Raw genomic sequence first — 16,532 nt, 5'->3', positions numbered from 1 at the left:
TCCTACGACTGAGATGCCGGTGTAGGTTGAGCCGATTCTGTTTGAGCTGGTTCCTCTTGATGTTCTTGTCCTTGTGTATCAGCTGCAGGAGTTTCTTCCGGGCGAAAGTCCAACTCCCCGGAAGCGGAGAGGTTTGCAACCTCCTTCAGTGTGTTGAGGCGAATGTTCTGGGTGTTGTAATCGTTAATCATTGCCTGTAGTGCCTGCTGCTTCTGCATGATTTCCTGTTCCATCTGCTGGATGGCTTGCATCTTTACATTTAGTTCATCTTGCAACTCACGAATCATTTGATTGATGTTTTTGGCCATTGGAATGCATCCTCCTCATAGATAATCAAAGTAACTACCCTGATTAAGAATGTCATCATAAGTGACCGTAATCGGTTCTTCCAGGACGATCTCTTTTGCCTTTGCTTGTAGTGCCCAGTTCGCCAAAGCCAGCGCCCAGAACTTATCCCCGTGATGCTTCTCGTTACGTTCAACCGAATACCGGAAAGCACCGGTACTGGTCACTTCCCGTTTGATAGCAACGATCTGGCTGATAAGATCCCGGTCATTCGGGATCAGGATGCCGGCGCGTCCTTTCTCGAACTCTTTGTGAAGCGCAATCGCCATAGCTTCTTTGTTCGCATTCGTGAAAGGAATCGGCTCTACCTGGCTGCCGTATTTCTTTCGCAATCCTTCGGCCATCTGCATCCCGATACCCGTCTCATCGATGCAAAGGCGCAGAGGTTTTGCGATCTCCAAAAAGCGGCTTAACTCCCGCTCTTGCAGCTCAAAATCTGACTGTTTATAGGACGCCAAGTACCGAAGAACCTTTCCGTTTCCTGTATCATCAAGGCTCACCAATTCAGAAGCATCCTTACGGCGACCTACATCGTACCCACCCCCAAGTGAGCCGATAGTTTTTTCACGCAGCTCCTTTAAATCTCTGGCCATCAACTGGTCCTGCTCTCCGTTTTCGTCATCCATCACACAGGCATACACCATGGCCAACGGGAAGTATGACGTCGAGTCGTCAATGAAAGCACATTCGAACTCTTGCTGGAACGATTCGAGATCCATAGCGTTGAACAGCTCGTGTAGCTGCTCTGTGCCGAACTCCTCAACCCGCTGGAGAGTGTGCATGTCGGGCGCTTCTCTTCGTGCGCGCGGTACGTCTTTACAAAGCAACGAGAAGTCCCACCAATAGATCGTTCGTCGTTTGTAGTTCCGGAACTTCTTCACTCCGTCCCAGATCTCGTAGAACTTGCCGACCTTACCCAGCGGTGTGCTGATGATTGTCAGCGAGCCGTGCTTTACCCGCGTAAGAACGGGAACGGCCGATGTATACACTGGTGCGTCAAAGCTGCCGAAGAACGCGAATTCGTCCAGGATGATATCCAAGACGTTATTCGATCCTTTACCGCGGATCGGCCCTTTCCCTTGCGCTATGATCCGGGTGCCGGTTGACTTGCGTCCCGATTTATCGACGAATTCCAATGACGTGGCATTGTCTACCATCTTACGCTTCTTGTACTGATCCGGGAGTGCGTCATACAACTGCTTTGCGTAACGGATCTTCTCTTTCGAATCATCCAGCTTGTAGGAGGCTATGATGCAAGTGTAATCGTCCAGGTTCTGCGATCTTGCAAGCGCTCGAGCAGCTGACACGAAAGAGAAACCCAGCTGTCGACCTTTCAGGTAGATCTGGAAACGTTCCGTAGCCTCTAGGAACTCGCGCTGGTAATCCTCAAACTCTACAGCCGGATCTGACAAAAGCTCAATGTACCCACTTTCTGTTGCCAGTACTTCAGCCAGTACATCCGAAGTTAACTCTTTTTCAGTTATGATCGTTGGACCTTTCATGAACTGTCATGCTCCTGCTTTGGGAGTTTCTTGCCGTATCGGGCCGCGAATCTAGCGTGGATTTCCTCCGCAGATACCCCCACATTCACCTGAACCTGTGGCGGCGCATCTTTTACAGCTTTTGGTGTCATCAAAAAAGACCCTAGGTCAATGCCTAGAGTCTTCATGATATTGGCCGCTTGTTGTAATCCGGGATGTGCTACCTTTTCTCTTACAAGATTACCAAAGCGATCGTATTTCTCGTTCTCTACGATCACCCCATCTTCAATGACCGCCTCCAGCAAACGACTAACCTGGACCGCCATAGATCCCGCCACGGTCCCAACGTCGTCTTTAAGCCTATCAAGATCCCCTTTTCTAAAAGCGATTTGCCACTTCTTGATTTGTCGCAACTCAGGCTTACAGAGGTCTTTGTCTTTAACCCGCCCTCTTAAGAAATCTTTACATCGTGCGCGGTGTGGACAATCATCGGTACAGGGACGTACAGGGATTTCGGAATTTAGGTAGGTTCTGGTTCTTTTAGCATTTGTCACAGTATTTGATTGCGACGCATCAGCCAATGACCTGTTTACAGCTTCATCATAGTCACTAACGACCGTGATAAATTCGTCGTCAAATTCCAAAAGGTGATCTTTGTCTTTTTGTTCTTCCATCGTTTCCTCACCCCCTATACTAATCAAAAAAATTTTTGTAAGTAGAGGAAAATATATTTACATGCGATAACGCACATGGTATATTTAAATCAAGAGATGCGGTAACGCATCCAAACTCACAAGGAGGTGAATACTATGGAGTGGTTACCGCTTATCGCCTTCATCTACACGGTCTTAAAAGACCTGCTTGGATGGTGGCACAAGCGGAGAGAAAAACAAAAGCGACGTCCCCGGCAAGGTAAACGTCGCAAGTAGCATCAAGAGTACGGGGGATGCCCTCCTCCCGTACTCACCCTAACTACTCCATAGTGTACCATGAAAAAAGGTAAGTTATCAAACCTCGTATCTCTGCGTGGTGTACTCGCAGCTTCCTTGTTGCTGACTTACTCTCCATCGGGTAGCTTCTGGCAGCATGTAATTTTGGTTGCAAGTGTTGGGTATCTCTCAGTTACTGCTTATCTCGGCAAAACGGATTAAAGGAAGGTGATTCGTTTGGACCCGCTTTCTCAAATCATGGGTGTTGAAGAAGCCGCGAAACTTTGGGGCACAACACCCGGCTACGTTAAAAATCTTTGTGCCGAAGGTAAGGTACGCGCCGTCAAGATCGGCAAGACCTGGATTCTTGATAAGAACCAACCCAACCCCTTGAAACAAGCTGCTAAAGATTAGCAGCTTGTTTTTTCATGTAAAACTTAGCCTCTCAACTGCTTTTTGAAGCTCGTCTTCTCCAGGTTGTGTGTAGATCAAAGTCGTTTCCAGTTTAGCGTGTCCTGCAAGTTTAGCCACCGTCTCCAACCCCACACCTTTGGATACAAGGTCATGGCAATAGGTGTGACGGAGAACGTGAGGCGTCAATCCTTCCACGCCTGCTTTTTTCCCGATCGCAGCGCACAATTGATACACCCCAATGTATGTGAGCTTCTCCCCGCGTTGGCTATCAAAGAGCCATTCCCCCGTGGCGTGATGTTCGACCAGGTATTCACCAAGACAAACTCGTAAATCATTTGGGATCGGAACCACGCGCCTTTTATTGCCTTTCCCAGCCCTTACGATGATCGATCCTTTACGTTGCCCTATAAGTACGTCTTCGGGCTTGAGATTGATCAATTCTGATGCACGTAGGCCCGCCATCAGAAACGTCAATATGATGGCCGTGTTCCGTTTATCCTTCTCTTTCATGGCCGCCCGGATCACACGGTACTTTTCACTCTTCTTCAGCCATTTCGGAGGTTCCTGGACCTGCTCAACCCTCCTAACTTTTGCTGCGGGGTTATATTCCCAGATGCCTTCTTCGACCATCCACTTGCCGTAAGCATCGATCGAAGATAGAGCCGTATTGATTGATGCTGGCTTTAGAGCCTTCTCCTGCAAATGACTCCGATACTCCACAACATCAATAGGAGTGATTTCATTCGGATCACCACCGTTAGATTGAAGCCATTCAAAGAATTTATGTAGTTGCTGACGGTATGTTCTTATGGTCTGGGGACTTTTGCCCGTAGCCTCCAACACTTGCAGATACCGTTTAAGCATATTGTCACCCCATTATCTTTTGAGTTTTTTGCGCTATAACCGAACGTGAAATGCCTATATATTGTACGTTCAGTATACCATACTCAAAAGATAATAGATATTATATTTTGATTTTAATTGGATAATTTATCCATTCTCGTACGCTTCGCCATATCGGATGCAGGAGGGCATGCTACAATACTGCTTCACTCCATCCCAACGCCCCCAGACGCACCCTCGACACTTGGCAGGTTGTTTTTCTATCTTATCCAAAGGGGATTCTCCCTCCGTATTCGGAAATAAAAAAGAGCCCAACATTGTCAGTGGGGCTCTCACAATTCTTCGATACTATCATCTTAGCATGTGTAGAATGAACGCAAAATGAACGTTTTTTGAAACGAAATTGAACTACTCAAATCGAATACCATCGACACCAAAAATCAGTACTGACAAGGTTTTGCAAGCATTTTTAATATCGTTGTACACCGTTCTAACTTCGATTTTGTGAAATTCGGCTAATTGTTCTGCCGTTAATTTTTCATCAGAAATGTACATTGCATGGATAACATGATAACGTCGAAGATCTTCTGGCTGACCGGACGATTCACACATTGCCTTATATACACCCATCATTCGCTGCATAAATTGCACCATTGCCAGTGTTCGTTTCTTGCTTCGTTTGATCGCCTCAACCGCAAGATCTTCTGTGTATATCTCTTCCAACGCTTCTGCTCTTTGTAGCGCTGTTAACTCCTCTTTCACCTCAGCGCTATGCGCTACAAAAGACCGATAGTTTTTAAGCAGTAATTTTGTATTACGAAGCCGCCAATCGCGTTTCACTTTCTGCTGCTTCTGCTTCTCTTTTTCAAGGTATTCCATGGCCGCTTGAACGGCTGTTTCAGCTGATATTTTTGCAACTTGTTCCAGAAGTTTTTGATTCAATCTACTCACCGCCATTCTCATTCAATCTTGCTATTCTCGCCTTCACAGCTTGCATCAGTGCCTCTTGCCCGGTAGCTTTTCGTTCCAGTGCAGCTACAGCATCTTCGTCGATCGTACCCTCAGCCACTAGCCGCATCACGACGATTCGTCGCGTCTGACCCTGACGATGCACCCTGGCATTTGCCTGCTGGTCTTCTTCCAGGCTCCAGATCTGGTCAAACCAGACAACTGTCTGACAGCTAGACTCTTGGAGGTTTAGGCCATGCCCCGCGGATTTCGGATGCAGCAGCAGGATGGGTATTTCATCGTTGTTCCAGGCTCGAATATCCTCATTTCCGTCCTTTCCCTTCCGAAGCGTTCGGGCTTGCGGGAAGCGCTGCATGATCCGATCAAAGCTATGCTTGAAGTTGTAAAATACCATGACAGGCTTACCGTTTGCCGCCTCAATGATGTCCTCCAACGCGTCAAGCTTCGCGTCGTGAATCAACTTGACACCGCGATCCTCGTCATACACCGCTCCTGACGCCATCTGCAGTAGCTTGTTCGATAGGGCTGCGGCAGTATTTGCGACCACGTCCGCATCGGCGAACGGTAACAACAAATCTCGTTCCAGCTTCTTGTACAGCGCCCTCGCTTGATCGGACAATCGAACCGAGACTGTTCGATCCACCCTTGGTGGCAACTCCAACCAGTCCTCGGCTTTCATACTCACCGCAATGTCGGAAATAGCTTCGTAGATCCGCTGCTCGGCCTCTTTTTTCTGCTTCCACTTGTAGACGATATGGCCGTCACGTTCAGCAGGGACGAAATACCGATCTCGGTATCCAGTGACCGTTTTTCCCAGGCGCTCCCCCTGATCCAACAAGTAGATTTGAGGCCAAAGATCTATAAGACCGTTCGGTGCAGGTGTCCCAGTCAGTCCGATCACCCGTTTTATCATCGGCCGCACGCGGCGGAGAGCCCGGAACCGCTTGGATTGATGATTCTTGAAACTGGATAGCTCGTCAATTACCACGGTGTCAAAAGGCCATTTGCTGCCGTACTCGCTCACGAGCCATTCGACGTTTTCCCGATTGATCACGTAAATGTCGGCATCCGCTTTCAACGCCTTACGTCGTTGCGCCGCACTCCCCAGCACTTTCGAAATCCGAAGGTGTCGGAGATGGTCCCATTTTTCGATTTCACGCGGCCAGGTGTCTTCCGCCACGCGAAGCGGCGCGATCACCAAGACTCGGTTAGCCTCGAAGTAGTCATTCAGCAGCAAGTCGATTGCAGTTAGTGTGCTTACCGTTTTGCCCAAGCCCATCTCAAGCAGCAGGGCTATATATGGCGTGTCCAAGATTCGCTGTGTAGCATATTCCTGGTACTTGTGCGGTTTATACTCCACGCTCTTGGCTCACCTCCGCTATGAATCTATCAATGTCGTCGTGTGAATCAATTTTGTAGACCCGGTGCCCCAAGCCTCGCAGGATCTTTGACCATCGCTCCTGCAATGAGCTCAGCGGTTTTCCCGGTGCTTTCATCTCGACGTATACGGTCCTGCCACCCGGGAGGATGACGATTCGGTCGGGCACGCCACGATTTCCCGGGGACACCCATTTCGGGGCCCGCCCGCCGATCCGTTCGACTTCCCGAACTAGACGGCGTTCAAGGGATGATTCTCGCATGTTTGACCTCCTTTTAGGTTGTTGCCTACGTTCTCCTACGCGCGCGTATATGCGCTCAAAATGCGTTTAGCATAGGATTTACTATTTGATTCGCATTGCTATTTAAACATCTATTATTTCTATTAAGATTAAGGAAACAACGGCAACATATAGCTAGAAACGCAATTGTGGTGCAGGTTCTTGGTGTTGCCGTACCGGTATGTTTTTCGGCAACACCTCGGCAACTGTGGCAACTATTCGTGTTGCCGATGTTTCCGTATGTTGCCGTACAAAATCAACTAAGGAAACATCTTCAGGCAACATCTTATTGCACTCTTTCAAACACTCTTTGAACACCGTATTCCCCGACTCTCGCTTTACCTTTTCTCTCTTCCCACCCCGGGATGCGTCGCAAAATGTCGCAAATCTCCTTTGCTTCCCAAGGTCGCATAGATCCTTTTTTGTTGCCTAAGCACTCCACCCAAATTTGCGCTGCACACACACGCGTTCGGTAAACTTCTTCCCCATTGTTTTCTCCCCATTCGTCTTTTATGGGCGTTTCGAGCCATTCCTGAATGATGCCTTCTCGTGGATCTGTCTCCATGTGAAGGGCTTGCTGTCGTATCGCCTCCGTATTTGCTTCCTCATCCAGTTCTAAGGGTTCGCCCGCCTTGTATAAGTGCAGCGCTTCAGCCCATATTTGCCCTACAAGCTCATCAGTCAGATGAGTCCAATGGTTGTACTTGGCTTTTTCCGGATGAACGTCAACCGGCCAAAACCGTCTGTTTCCTGTGGAGTCCCTGAGAAAATCTCGGGTATTCGTCGTTCCGAAAAAGACGCATTTCCTTGGGAATTCGGAAACCTGCCTGTCATAAGCCACACGATACCGATCCTCCGTTTTGGACAAAAACGCCTTCACTTCTTCGACCTCGGACTTTTTCATAGCAGAAAGCTCCCCGATTTCGAAGATCCAGCCAGACTGCAGGTGTTCACCTGCTTCCTTGTTTTCGAATGTCCGTAAAGAGTCCGAAAACCACTTCCGGCCAAGCTTGGCAAGCAAACTACTTTTTCCTGCTCCTTGTGGTCCGATGAGAACTAGCATTTGGTCAAATTTGCAACCTGGCTCGTAAAGTCGTTTGACGGCGGCGACCAACATTTTTCGTGTGACTTGTCGGACATAGTGATTGTCTTCCGCCCCCAGATAATCGATAAACAACCGCTCCAAACGCGGAACACCGTCCCAAAATTGAGATTCAAGGTATTCCTTGATCGGATGGAAACGATTTTTGCGGGTTACCTCCGTAAATGCATCAATGATCACGTTTGCCCCGCGGATTTTATATTTTTTTCCCAACCAGTGCCGTAGTCTGCGGTCATCTTCGGCTAACCATGGCTCATAATCCACATCCCTACGTTCTCGTTTTCTCCATGGCAAATCTTTTCTAATTACCTCCGTGTTACCAAATGCGTCATATGCTAAAACACCTTTCCATTCCCCATGAGAGAGCAGGATTTCAATATTGCTTGGTGTTGACAGGATCTCTCCAGTTTTATGGTGGCGTTCCAACTTCTCCATCCACGCGTCATCTTCATCGTCCTCTAAATCGCCGCCCTCTCCGTACATTTCCTCGAATTCTTTTTGTCTTTCGATCATGATCAGCCGCTTTACCTTCGGGTCCTGTGCCGCAAATGCCAGCATGGCCGTATAGCTTGGCAGCTTGGTGATATTTGTTTTCTCGCTGGCTCTGTCATCCAGCTTCCCAAATTTGTGTATCCGAACCAAGTCAAAAGCGTTGACTTCTCTGCCGCTGATCGGATCGCTCTCATGGTGCGAGTAAGCGAACGTGTCGTCGTCATAAACTACAAGTCCACCGTGTCCCGTGGCGCCGACATAGGTATATCGCGTCAGGCTGTCGGCTACCGACTCATAGACGTCCGGTAGAAACGTCGCTATCGCTTCACTGATCGTGTAGCAACGACAAAACACGCCGACCAATCCTTCCTTTGACCGCGGGTCTTCCATGCGTTTTGCCGGCTGCCGTTGTACCTTATCATTTGGATGCCGTGGCCATTGCAGCGGATCCCGCCAATCCTCGTACTCCGCCAGTACCGCATCAACGTCCACAGGATCACCTTCGTAAACTTCCAGGACCGGATCCGCATCTTTACTGCAGCTGGGTAGATACATAAGCCGATGGACGTCAAACGTCGTTTTGTCGAAGTAATGCATGCCGATCTGTTCCGCTATTTTTCGACTTACAGCGGCGTATTCATCCGGGCTCATCGTCCGACTTGCCGGTGCAATAAGGCGGTACTTCGGCTTATGTGGCCGATGGCTATGCGTGGAGTACACGACGTATGCGCAGCCACCGAGGACGAGTTCTGTAGCGAATAGAAAGTCGTCATCAGCATGGTCGGCGTCCAGCGTGATCAGGCTGCGCGTGTCGATGTTCTCTTTCTTGCGCCGGCCGCCCCGGACAAGCCCGCCTACGAAAGCGGGCCCGTCTTTGATCTTGCCGCGGGCGTTGTTGCTCATGCGGTCGTATTCAGCCATAGTCTCGGACGTGCGGCGTACTTTCCGGAGTCTGTCGACAAACTCCTCCCATGTTAAGTATTCTGGTTTCCAGTTGGTGTCGGCGCGGTGTTTGCCGAAACTAATGTCGAGCTCAATGTAGTGCATATCGCCACTTCCTTCATGCCTCGTCCTTTGCCACTCCCAGCAGTCCGTATCCAACGATATCCCGGTAAGGAGACTCACTGAAAGCACCCTTATTCGTTGCGATCCGCATTTGCTTATCAAAAATGCGGACTAAGCATAGCGCATCCGTGTACTGCTCTGGCTGGATCCCGTCCGGGTATAACAGCTTGAGAAACTCTCCGCACTTGGCGAAGGAATCGCCATAGGCAGCGTTTTTCTCGTTGACCAGAGCGCCAATTTCTCGACCGAGTGTCTCGTAATCCATGGTTTCGCCTCCCCGTTCCATGTCAATCAGTTTTGTGTCGGTTTTTAGCTTTCATATCGCACCATTTTTCTGCTGCTTCGAAAGCTTGCTCCTTAGTTGGAAAAGATCCAATTCCGCTACGTAGTGAATTATGACCGCCGCCATAAAAGTACCAGCCATGCTCTGACCTATCGACGGTGATCAAAATACCGTGCTTTTTTCCTCTATAAACAGGAGGATGCCACCCACTGCGACACTTTCTAAATTTCACGTCTGTCCACCTCACCCCAGTAGCTCTTCAAATGCTTCATCCACCGCCATCCGAAGGTTGTTCACAGCGATCCGGTAATAGCTCTCCTTGAGCTCGATCCCTATAAACCGGCGCCCCATTTTAATTGCCTGGTAACCTTCTGAACCAATGCCGGCAAATGGCGAGAATACGACATCACCTGGATTGCTCCAGAGTTCCACGCCGCGAGCGATCACGTCGAGCTGCAGCGGGCAGATATGTTTTTCATCCTTCTCATCACGCGCGGATCGGTACTGGAGCGTGTTGTTTGAGTTAATGTCCATCCAAACGGGCGACGCATATTTCTGCCAGATGAAAACGGAGCGCCACATTTCAAACGGCCATGGCTCCTTTCCGGCAGCCCGGACCTCGGCCGCGTGCCTTTCATACGCCTCTCGGCTTACGTCTAGTCCTTCGCCTATAAACTCCTCGAACTCCCCCGAAATCGGCTCCGGATTGATGCCAGGTTTACGCATGGTGACAAGATAATCCGGAATGCCCTGTCGACTCATCGCGCTGTCCTTGACAACTTGTTTATGGAGCAGACCGAGTGCTTTGGTCCGTTGCTGAGCGACGACCGGATCCTTCCAGATGCAAACCTCGCTATGGTAGATGAATCCCTCTGCCTCGAACGCGCGGATTAAATCGCCTCTAAAGTCCCGGATTCCGATGTAACCGTGATGGGCTTTCGATGTTGGTAAATTCATGCAATGGAAGCTGACCAACCGCCCCGGGATCATCACCCTGTACAGTTCGCGAACCAAGAAGCGAAAATGCTCGAAAAACTCCTCGTCATTCCGGCAGTTCCCCATGTCTCGGTCGCTATTGCTGTAGGTATAAAGCGAAGCGAACGGTGGAGAAAAGATGCTGTAATGAATGCTATTGTCCGGTAGACCGCGTGTGATCTCCACGCAGTCACCGTTGTATATCGCGAAATCCTGTTCAATGACTTGGTCGATCGTGTTTACTTGCATGCGATCCACCGCCCTTTAACTGCTCAAGTAATTTCATAATTAATATTTTCAGTGAATCTCTAACCTCTTGGTCTGTCGGTTCAGAGTGATCGACGTATCCGCCTACTATTTCAGAGACATTTACCCAATCTGTTTTGTTGATCCCCAGCTCGAATGCCTCAGACATCAACACCGAATTGTCGCAGAACTTTAATTGACTGATCTCCTCTTTCGTAGGTTTGCGAATTCCGAAATACTCATGCCACAGAACACGGAGTATGCGTTTTTCCATGTTTTGGTACTTGCTGAATGACTGTTTAATCGGCCTGGGTAAATCACGCACGTATGCCTCGGGGAGATCATGAGTAGCACATAAAAACTGAACGTAAGGGCTAAATCCCATATCCTTGGCGAACTTTGCGCACATGAGCAGGTGCTGGCCTACGCTATAACGTGCTTCGGTATGATTACCAAAGCGCTGCTCTCTACTTACTGCATGGCATATATCTTCCAGAGAAAAATCATCTGGCCGAGGATCGAGCGGATAGAACTTAATTCCAGTCAACGTCTCAATATATCCGCCTTTTCTGCTGTTGTTTTTATCAGCTTGCAAACCTTTCACTCCTTAACCACGAAGGGATAATGATCGGTTGCTTGGGAACGTATTCAGCAACTTCTCGTTCTGTCGATCGGATCGATTCGGATGTGATGTCCTTGGTGTATTTGATCATTTCAGACACCATCTTCCGAAAATCGTCTTCTTTTCGCTTGATGTTTTCGGCCACGACGCCCTCCCGGCTAGACGTGATCATATGCACGTTCACGGGCTGTCTTTGGCCGAATCGGTAACATCGCCGAATTGCCTGAAATACCTGTTCGAAGCTGTCAGACAATCCGACAAAAGCCATGTCAGCACAGTGTTGCCAGTTCATCCCGAACCCGGCGATCGAGGGTTTGGTGACCAGAACACGGATCTTGCCAGCTGCGAAGTCAAGCATTGCCTTCTCCTTGTGAGATGGCTTGTCCGATCCCTTCACCTCGACCGCGTCGGGGATGGCGGCCGCGAGCATCTCTGATTCGACATTCAAATCGCACCAGACGAGGAAAGGCTTGTCCGTCGCATTGACGATTTCCGCGCAGGCCGCCACCCGCTCTGCTACTGTTTCCTTGCGGGCCCGCTGCCTCTGTGATAGCGTTTTCGCCGGCTCTCCCTCAACTTCAATCACATGGTCGTATATGTTCAGCGGTGGCAGGATGTATCCGTCATCCGGGTATCCAAGATCAGATGGTTTCTCCAATACCACGCCCCAGGAGGCCACCCACCGCCAGAATGCATCCTCTGCGTGCCCCTTTAGTCGCCATTTCTGCGTCTCCCCGCCGTCATGGACAAAGAACATGGAGAGCATTTCCGTCCGGCTCATGACGCCCAGGAACTCCGCATGATTTCCAATCTCCATGAAGTCGTTTGGCGCCGGCGTCGCTGTGCAGGCAAGCCGGTACGGAGTGAAAGCAAAGGATTCAATCAGCTCTGTCCGTATCTTACCGGTGAACGACTTGAGGATCGACGACTCATCCAGGACAACACCCTCAAATAATACCGGTTCGAAATGATGTAGCATCTCGTAATTTGTAATATTCAGCCCTGGCTTCACGTCGTCTTGACTCCGACACATGTGGATCTCGTATCCTAACTCCGCGCCTTCGCGGATTGTTTGAGAAGCGACAGCCAGCGGTGCAAGAAGAAGGACGTCACCGCCAGTGATCCGATGGACGTTCATCGCCCATTCTATCTGCATGCGTGTTTTTCCGAGTCCTGTACCAGCGAAGATTGCCGCACGCCCTCGCAGTAGCGCCCAGCGGACCAGATCACGCTGGAAGTCAAATAGACTGGAGTGAAGCTTGTCCCGATCGACATGGAAACCGGATGGCGGCATGACAGCTCGTTTGTTTTGAATGAAAGATTCGTATGTCCCCAAGAAAGCGCCCTCCTTTCGTCAGAAATTCATGTATCCACACTTCAGCTAATTGTTTTTTCTTTCTTGCCATATGACCACATCCAAGAGTAGGGATAAGGATTCCAATACAGGATGAATTTTGGTACTGAGAAGAAGGGGTTTGAATACTTGCTACGTGCAAACTTCGGTTTCGGATAATGATCAAACTCTACTCTGAGCATCCACATTTCCGCACCTCCCCGCGATCCGCTTTCCAAATCCGCTCGTCCCCGACAGCGAGAATGTACGTTTCGCGGCCATGACGACATAAATGTCATTCATCAAAGTCACCTTTTGAATTTCTTACTCTGGAAAATGAACTGAAGTTCTTTTTCTCTTTTTTCTTTTGTTAGTAGTCCGCATTCTCTGCCGGTCATCGGCGGTCGTGTTGCTGCTTTCTCGATATCCCATCCTGACTTTATCCGTCGGTGGAACGTCCTTTCATTGATTCCATTTTGTCTAGCTAGTTCCAAGTATTGCGCAGGATATTTTCTGCTTCGTTCGTATGCGTATTTCGCTTGTGCTCTCCGATCTTGGAGAGGCTGCGTGGCTGCTCGTTCTGGATCCCACCCAAGTTGATTTACGCGATGTTTGAAAGTGCTGTAGCAGATGCCGTTTTGCTCTGCTAGCTTGATCCAGTTGCTACTTAATCGCTTTTTCTTGTGTGGTGGAGTGTTGATTGCTTTGGATTTTGGCCATCCAAGTGATCGGATGCGTACTTCCAGAAGTGCTGGACGAATGCCATTCTTAGCCGCTTGTTCATATTCATCAGGCGTGATGTAGAAATCATAGAGATTCATTTCTTACCCCCATCTCCTTTCTCCACTCCGCGACAGCCACGAGCTTCCCGGGCCTATGGATTTCCTCAGCCTTCCGTTCCGTCCGAACATCCAAGATGACTACCACGCCGCGCTCCAGTCTTCTGCGCCTCCGGTTCGCGCGCCGCATGGTGATCACTCATCCTCTCTGGAAATCGGACTTTTGTCCGGCCCTTCTGAACTCTTTCTTTTCTCTTTCACATATCTGATCTTGCAGAACGCACAGACTCTTAGACCGATATTCTTTGCCTCGCTTAGGTCCCGCGGTTCCGCACCCTTTCCGCTTCCACAGTCTTGGTAGATGTGATAGACTTGTGTTCTTCGGTTCTCGAACTGCGCGATGTAAACTGTATTGGGTAACTTTAATGTGTTCTCGTCTACAAACTGCGGAGCCACCGACTTACTCAATTGGGTGATCTTGGACTTCGGAAGAGGCCTTTTTGGTGGTCCGAGGAGCTTGTCCAAGCGTTCTCGCTCCTCGTCCGTCAGCTGCCGGACTGTGCATTCGCTCTCGTATGTTTGACCCGCCGTACCGAAGCGCGGGTACCCTAGCTTGTGTTTACTTACAACCGCTCTCATCCGTACCTCTCCTCTCACAGATTTTCAACCATCAATCTTTCATATAGAAATCACATTCAAATCCGGCTGCAGCCAACGGTAGCCCCGGTGCCCATTCGATCGGCGCGCTCATGACAGACGTCACATGCTCCACGGATCCGGCTCCTATCGGTACATCAAGAACCACTTCGTCGTGTACGTGCATGACGATCTCGTATCCCTCTGCGGACAACCGCATCAACGCCACAGCCAAGCAATCCCGAGCGATGGCCTGCACCAGGTTCTCCACCAGTCTGCCGCCGTATGTTCGTTGCGACATCCACTTCTTTTTGACTTGATCCATTCCGTCGTACACCAGACCGTCTTTGTCGAAATTAGGATCGGGCTTTATTCGCGGATTCACGTAGGTGAGGCTTCGGCCACTCGGCAGGTCAGCGAATAATACGCCTGCCTCGTATCGGTACTGGACACCGTGAGCCAGTTTTACTGTCGTTTTCTCCCTCACTGCCGTCACGGCTGCATCTTCGGCGGCGTACCAGAGTTTGACGATGTTCGGATTGGCCTGTCTCCACTGCTTGACCAGTCCGGGTAGTTCGTCTTCTGGGATGCCGCTTTTGAGCGCCCCCATGGCGATCAGCGCGTTCGGGCCGCCTTGATAACCACAGGCCAACGTAGCGACCTTCCCCTTTGCCCGCAGTTCATAGTTGGGATGTCCCTTGACGATCGTTTCGAACGGCACCTTGAACATCTGCGCCGCTGTGGCCTCGTATATCTTTCCGTGGCTACGGAATACGTCCAACACCCAGTGTTCGTCTGCCAGCCAAGCGACCACGCGGGCCTCAATCGCTGAGAAGTCCGACACGATGAATCGGCAGCCAGGTGACGGGATGAATGCGGTACGAATGAGCTGGCTCAACACAAACGGCGGTGATCCGTACAGCATTTCTAGCAGTTCAAAATCTCCGCTTCGCAACGTCTCCCGCGCCAGCGCCAAGTCCTCGATCTTGTTCTGTGGAAGGTTTTGAACTTGCACTATACGCCCTGCCCACCGGCCTGTTCGATTAGCGCCGTAAAACTGGAGCAGTCCCCGGGCCCTCTCATCTGCACACATGGAACGTTCCATGGCGTTGTATTTGTCCACGCTCGTCTTGCTCATCTCTTGCCGCAACTCCAGTACCCGGCGCGTTTCTTCATCCGGTGCCGCGTCCAGCAGTGCAGGCATGTGATCCTTGGAAAGCCCTTCCGACGCATCTAAACCGCGATCAGCCAGCCATTCCTTAAGTTGTTGCAGGCTGTTCGGATTCTCCAGACCGGTGATCTCCCTGGCCTCGGCTACTAACCGCTCCTCGTATTGTGCGTCACAAGTAATCGCCTGCCGGAACAGCAACGGATCAAGTCGGACGCCTCGGTCGTTGATCCGCTGATCGAGCGCCCACAGCCGCCATTCGTGGTCGGGCAAGGGGAACCGGCTCAACTTCCGCCGGATTTCCCGTTCTACCACCACGTCCTGCCGGTTGTACTCGATGTACTGCTGCCACTTCTCCGGGTCGTGATGTGGAAGGTTCCGGGTGCGGCCGCCGTTTGCCTTGGTCGGCTTGCAGGGAACGCTGAAATACTTAATCAGGTTTTTACCTCGGGCGTCCTTCTGCGCTTCGAGCTTCAGCACTTGGGCGACTCCCTCCAGGTGTCCTGGGAGCCCCAGTGCCAGCGCATGTACCGCCGTACACCGCCACTGGAGGGGATCACAATAGATTCCAAAGTGTTTTCCAATACAAACCCGTTCGAAGTTCGCATTGAAAGCTGTTTTGATGACAGCTGGATTTGTCAGATCGTGCAGGACTTGCTCTGGCAAATCTTCAAAAGCGGTCAAATCTATCACGGTTACCGGTTCATCATCATATGCGTAAGCGAATAGCAGGATTTCAAAGTCAGGACTCTCGACGTAGCGGTAAACTCCGCATTTGGTCAGATCGATGCTAGAGTAGGTTTCCAGGTCGATTTGCAGTACCGTCATAGCTTCTTCCCGCCATGTCTCTTTGGCCGCTTTGCGTTATAAGCCATCTTCTCTTCGATCGCTTCTTCCAGATCGATGCCGTAGTACCCGCACGTGTCGAAGATGCGGATGACCACGTCTGCGAGTTCGATCGGGATGCCACACGGTTTGTCGCCCTCATAGTAGATTTCGTTGATCCTTCTCCCCGCCCGGAAGTCTTCCAGTGCCTCCGACAGTTCGGAGTGCACCAGGGCGATGATCTCGCCGAACGTTCGCGGCTCTTCGTACCAGCCTTTGTCTATAGCCATCTGGTGTGCTTCTTTGACCAGTTCGTTGATATTCATTGCCGTCCTCCCCCGAATAATTTGGATGAGAAAGGGGACCC

The 16,532-nt window shown here is 50.3% G+C and carries 19 protein-coding genes; 1 reads left to right on the top strand and 18 read right to left on the bottom strand.

Annotated elements, in window-relative coordinates; genetic code table 11:
• Positions 1-2 precede the first annotated feature (2 nt).
• Genes DNHGIG_RS13360 through DNHGIG_RS13350 form a run of 3 tightly spaced genes read right to left on the bottom strand, consistent with a single transcriptional unit; the run spans position 3 to position 2,500 of the window.
• On the bottom strand, positions 3-308 hold the full coding sequence (locus DNHGIG_RS13360; protein ID WP_282200051.1) for a hypothetical protein: 306 nt from the start codon (positions 306-308) through the stop codon (positions 3-5).
• Between the two features lie 15 nt (positions 309-323).
• Positions 324-1,847, bottom strand: a complete 1,524-nt coding sequence (locus tag DNHGIG_RS13355) for a phage terminase large subunit family protein (protein WP_282200050.1) — start codon at positions 1,845-1,847, stop codon at positions 324-326.
• Entirely contained in the window at positions 1,844-2,500 is a 657-nt protein-coding gene (locus DNHGIG_RS13350) for a hypothetical protein (RefSeq protein ID WP_282200049.1), read from the bottom strand. The genes DNHGIG_RS13355 and DNHGIG_RS13350 overlap by 4 nt, the downstream gene beginning before the upstream one ends.
• Positions 2,501-2,983: 483 nt before the next feature.
• Here DNHGIG_RS13350 and DNHGIG_RS13345 point away from each other — a divergent pair, with 483 nt between their 5' ends.
• Complete coding sequence (locus DNHGIG_RS13345) at positions 2,984-3,169, top strand: helix-turn-helix domain-containing protein (RefSeq protein ID WP_282200048.1); 186 nt, start codon at positions 2,984-2,986, stop codon at positions 3,167-3,169.
• A gap of 12 nt (positions 3,170-3,181) precedes the next feature.
• Here the strand turns inward: DNHGIG_RS13345 and DNHGIG_RS13340 are convergent, their stop codons facing one another.
• The 15 genes from DNHGIG_RS13340 to DNHGIG_RS13270 all read right to left on the bottom strand — a co-directional run bounded on the left by DNHGIG_RS13340 (position 3,182) and on the right by DNHGIG_RS13270 (position 16,491).
• Entirely contained in the window at positions 3,182-4,033 is an 852-nt protein-coding gene (locus DNHGIG_RS13340; RefSeq protein ID WP_282200047.1) for a tyrosine-type recombinase/integrase, read from the bottom strand.
• Positions 4,034-4,420: 387 nt separating this feature from the next.
• Positions 4,421-4,963, bottom strand: a complete 543-nt coding sequence (locus tag DNHGIG_RS13335; RefSeq protein WP_439647738.1) for a hypothetical protein — start codon at positions 4,961-4,963, stop codon at positions 4,421-4,423.
• Entirely contained in the window at positions 4,956-6,341 is a 1,386-nt protein-coding gene (locus DNHGIG_RS13330) for an SNF2-related protein (protein WP_282200045.1), read from the bottom strand. The genes DNHGIG_RS13335 and DNHGIG_RS13330 overlap by 8 nt, the downstream gene beginning before the upstream one ends.
• Positions 6,331-6,672 carry a VRR-NUC domain-containing protein gene (locus DNHGIG_RS13325; RefSeq protein ID WP_282201427.1) on the bottom strand — a complete coding sequence of 114 codons (342 nt, stop codon included), beginning with the start codon at positions 6,670-6,672 and terminating at the stop codon, positions 6,331-6,333. The genes DNHGIG_RS13330 and DNHGIG_RS13325 overlap by 11 nt, the downstream gene beginning before the upstream one ends.
• 102 nt (positions 6,673-6,774) lie before the next feature.
• Positions 6,775-6,924, bottom strand: coding sequence for a hypothetical protein (locus DNHGIG_RS13320; RefSeq protein WP_282200044.1), 150 nt, complete (start codon positions 6,922-6,924; stop codon positions 6,775-6,777).
• A 1-nt stretch (position 6,925) separates the two neighbouring features.
• Positions 6,926-9,280: a virulence-associated E family protein gene (locus tag DNHGIG_RS13315; protein ID WP_282200043.1), complete on the bottom strand. Its 2,355-nt coding sequence runs from the start codon at positions 9,278-9,280 to the stop codon at positions 6,926-6,928.
• 13 nt (positions 9,281-9,293) lie between these two features.
• Positions 9,294-9,563, bottom strand: coding sequence for a hypothetical protein (locus DNHGIG_RS13310; protein ID WP_282200042.1), 270 nt, complete (start codon positions 9,561-9,563; stop codon positions 9,294-9,296).
• Between the two features lie 22 nt (positions 9,564-9,585).
• Entirely contained in the window at positions 9,586-9,813 is a 228-nt protein-coding gene (locus DNHGIG_RS13305; protein WP_282200041.1) for a hypothetical protein, read from the bottom strand.
• Positions 9,814-9,824: 11 nt separating this feature from the next.
• Positions 9,825-10,805 (bottom strand): DNA-methyltransferase, encoded by a 981-nt coding sequence (locus DNHGIG_RS13300; protein ID WP_282200040.1) that lies wholly within the window; start codon positions 10,803-10,805, stop codon positions 9,825-9,827.
• The gene (locus DNHGIG_RS13295) at positions 10,774-11,397 is read right to left on the bottom strand and encodes a hypothetical protein (protein WP_282200039.1); all 624 of its coding nucleotides are present in this window, start codon (positions 11,395-11,397) and stop codon (positions 10,774-10,776) included. Before DNHGIG_RS13295 ends, DNHGIG_RS13300 begins: the two co-directional genes overlap by 32 nt.
• Positions 11,387-12,760, bottom strand: coding sequence for a helicase-related protein (locus DNHGIG_RS13290; protein ID WP_282200038.1), 1,374 nt, complete (start codon positions 12,758-12,760; stop codon positions 11,387-11,389). Before DNHGIG_RS13290 ends, DNHGIG_RS13295 begins: the two co-directional genes overlap by 11 nt.
• Before the next feature lie 305 nt (positions 12,761-13,065).
• Positions 13,066-13,578: a hypothetical protein gene (locus tag DNHGIG_RS13285; protein WP_282200037.1), complete on the bottom strand. Its 513-nt coding sequence runs from the start codon at positions 13,576-13,578 to the stop codon at positions 13,066-13,068.
• A 153-nt stretch (positions 13,579-13,731) separates the two neighbouring features.
• Complete coding sequence (locus tag DNHGIG_RS13280) at positions 13,732-14,175, bottom strand: hypothetical protein (protein ID WP_282200036.1); 444 nt, start codon at positions 14,173-14,175, stop codon at positions 13,732-13,734.
• A gap of 31 nt (positions 14,176-14,206) precedes the next feature.
• Positions 14,207-16,168 carry a DNA polymerase gene (locus DNHGIG_RS13275; RefSeq protein ID WP_282200035.1) on the bottom strand — a complete coding sequence of 654 codons (1,962 nt, stop codon included), beginning with the start codon at positions 16,166-16,168 and terminating at the stop codon, positions 14,207-14,209.
• On the bottom strand, positions 16,165-16,491 hold the full coding sequence (locus DNHGIG_RS13270) for a nucleoside triphosphate pyrophosphohydrolase family protein (RefSeq protein WP_282200034.1): 327 nt from the start codon (positions 16,489-16,491) through the stop codon (positions 16,165-16,167). Before DNHGIG_RS13270 ends, DNHGIG_RS13275 begins: the two co-directional genes overlap by 4 nt.
• Positions 16,492-16,532: the final 41 nt, after the last annotated feature.

It is taken from the genome of Collibacillus ludicampi (assembly GCF_023705585.1).
GTDB lineage: Bacteria > Bacillota > Bacilli > Tumebacillales > BOQE01 > Collibacillus > Collibacillus ludicampi.
The sequence above is the reverse complement of the archived record's forward strand: the minus strand, read 5'-3'. Positions and strand labels throughout refer to the sequence as shown.

Excerpts from the sequence above, each read along its gene's own strand:
- DNHGIG_RS13285 (WP_282200037.1), bottom strand. The coding sequence starts at position 13,578 with ATGAATCTCTATGATTTCTACATCACGCCTGATGAATATGAACAAGCG.
- DNHGIG_RS13270 (WP_282200034.1), bottom strand. The coding sequence starts at position 16,491 with ATGAATATCAACGAACTGGTCAAAGAAGCACACCAGATGGCTATAGAC.
- DNHGIG_RS13320 (WP_282200044.1), bottom strand. The coding sequence starts at position 6,924 with ATGTTGCCTGAAGATGTTTCCTTAGTTGATTTTGTACGGCAACATACG.
- DNHGIG_RS13275 (WP_282200035.1), bottom strand. The coding sequence starts at position 16,168 with ATGACGGTACTGCAAATCGACCTGGAAACCTACTCTAGCATCGATCTG.
- DNHGIG_RS13350 (WP_282200049.1), bottom strand. The coding sequence starts at position 2,500 with ATGGAAGAACAAAAAGACAAAGATCACCTTTTGGAATTTGACGACGAA.
- DNHGIG_RS13340 (WP_282200047.1), bottom strand. The coding sequence starts at position 4,033 with ATGCTTAAACGGTATCTGCAAGTGTTGGAGGCTACGGGCAAAAGTCCC.
- DNHGIG_RS13355 (WP_282200050.1), bottom strand. The coding sequence starts at position 1,847 with ATGAAAGGTCCAACGATCATAACTGAAAAAGAGTTAACTTCGGATGTA.
- DNHGIG_RS13280 (WP_282200036.1), bottom strand. The coding sequence starts at position 14,175 with ATGAGAGCGGTTGTAAGTAAACACAAGCTAGGGTACCCGCGCTTCGGT.
- DNHGIG_RS13360 (WP_282200051.1), bottom strand. The coding sequence starts at position 308 with ATGGCCAAAAACATCAATCAAATGATTCGTGAGTTGCAAGATGAACTA.
- DNHGIG_RS13315 (WP_282200043.1), bottom strand. The coding sequence starts at position 9,280 with ATGCACTACATTGAGCTCGACATTAGTTTCGGCAAACACCGCGCCGAC.
- DNHGIG_RS13300 (WP_282200040.1), bottom strand. The coding sequence starts at position 10,805 with ATGCAAGTAAACACGATCGACCAAGTCATTGAACAGGATTTCGCGATA.
- DNHGIG_RS13310 (WP_282200042.1), bottom strand. The coding sequence starts at position 9,563 with ATGGATTACGAGACACTCGGTCGAGAAATTGGCGCTCTGGTCAACGAG.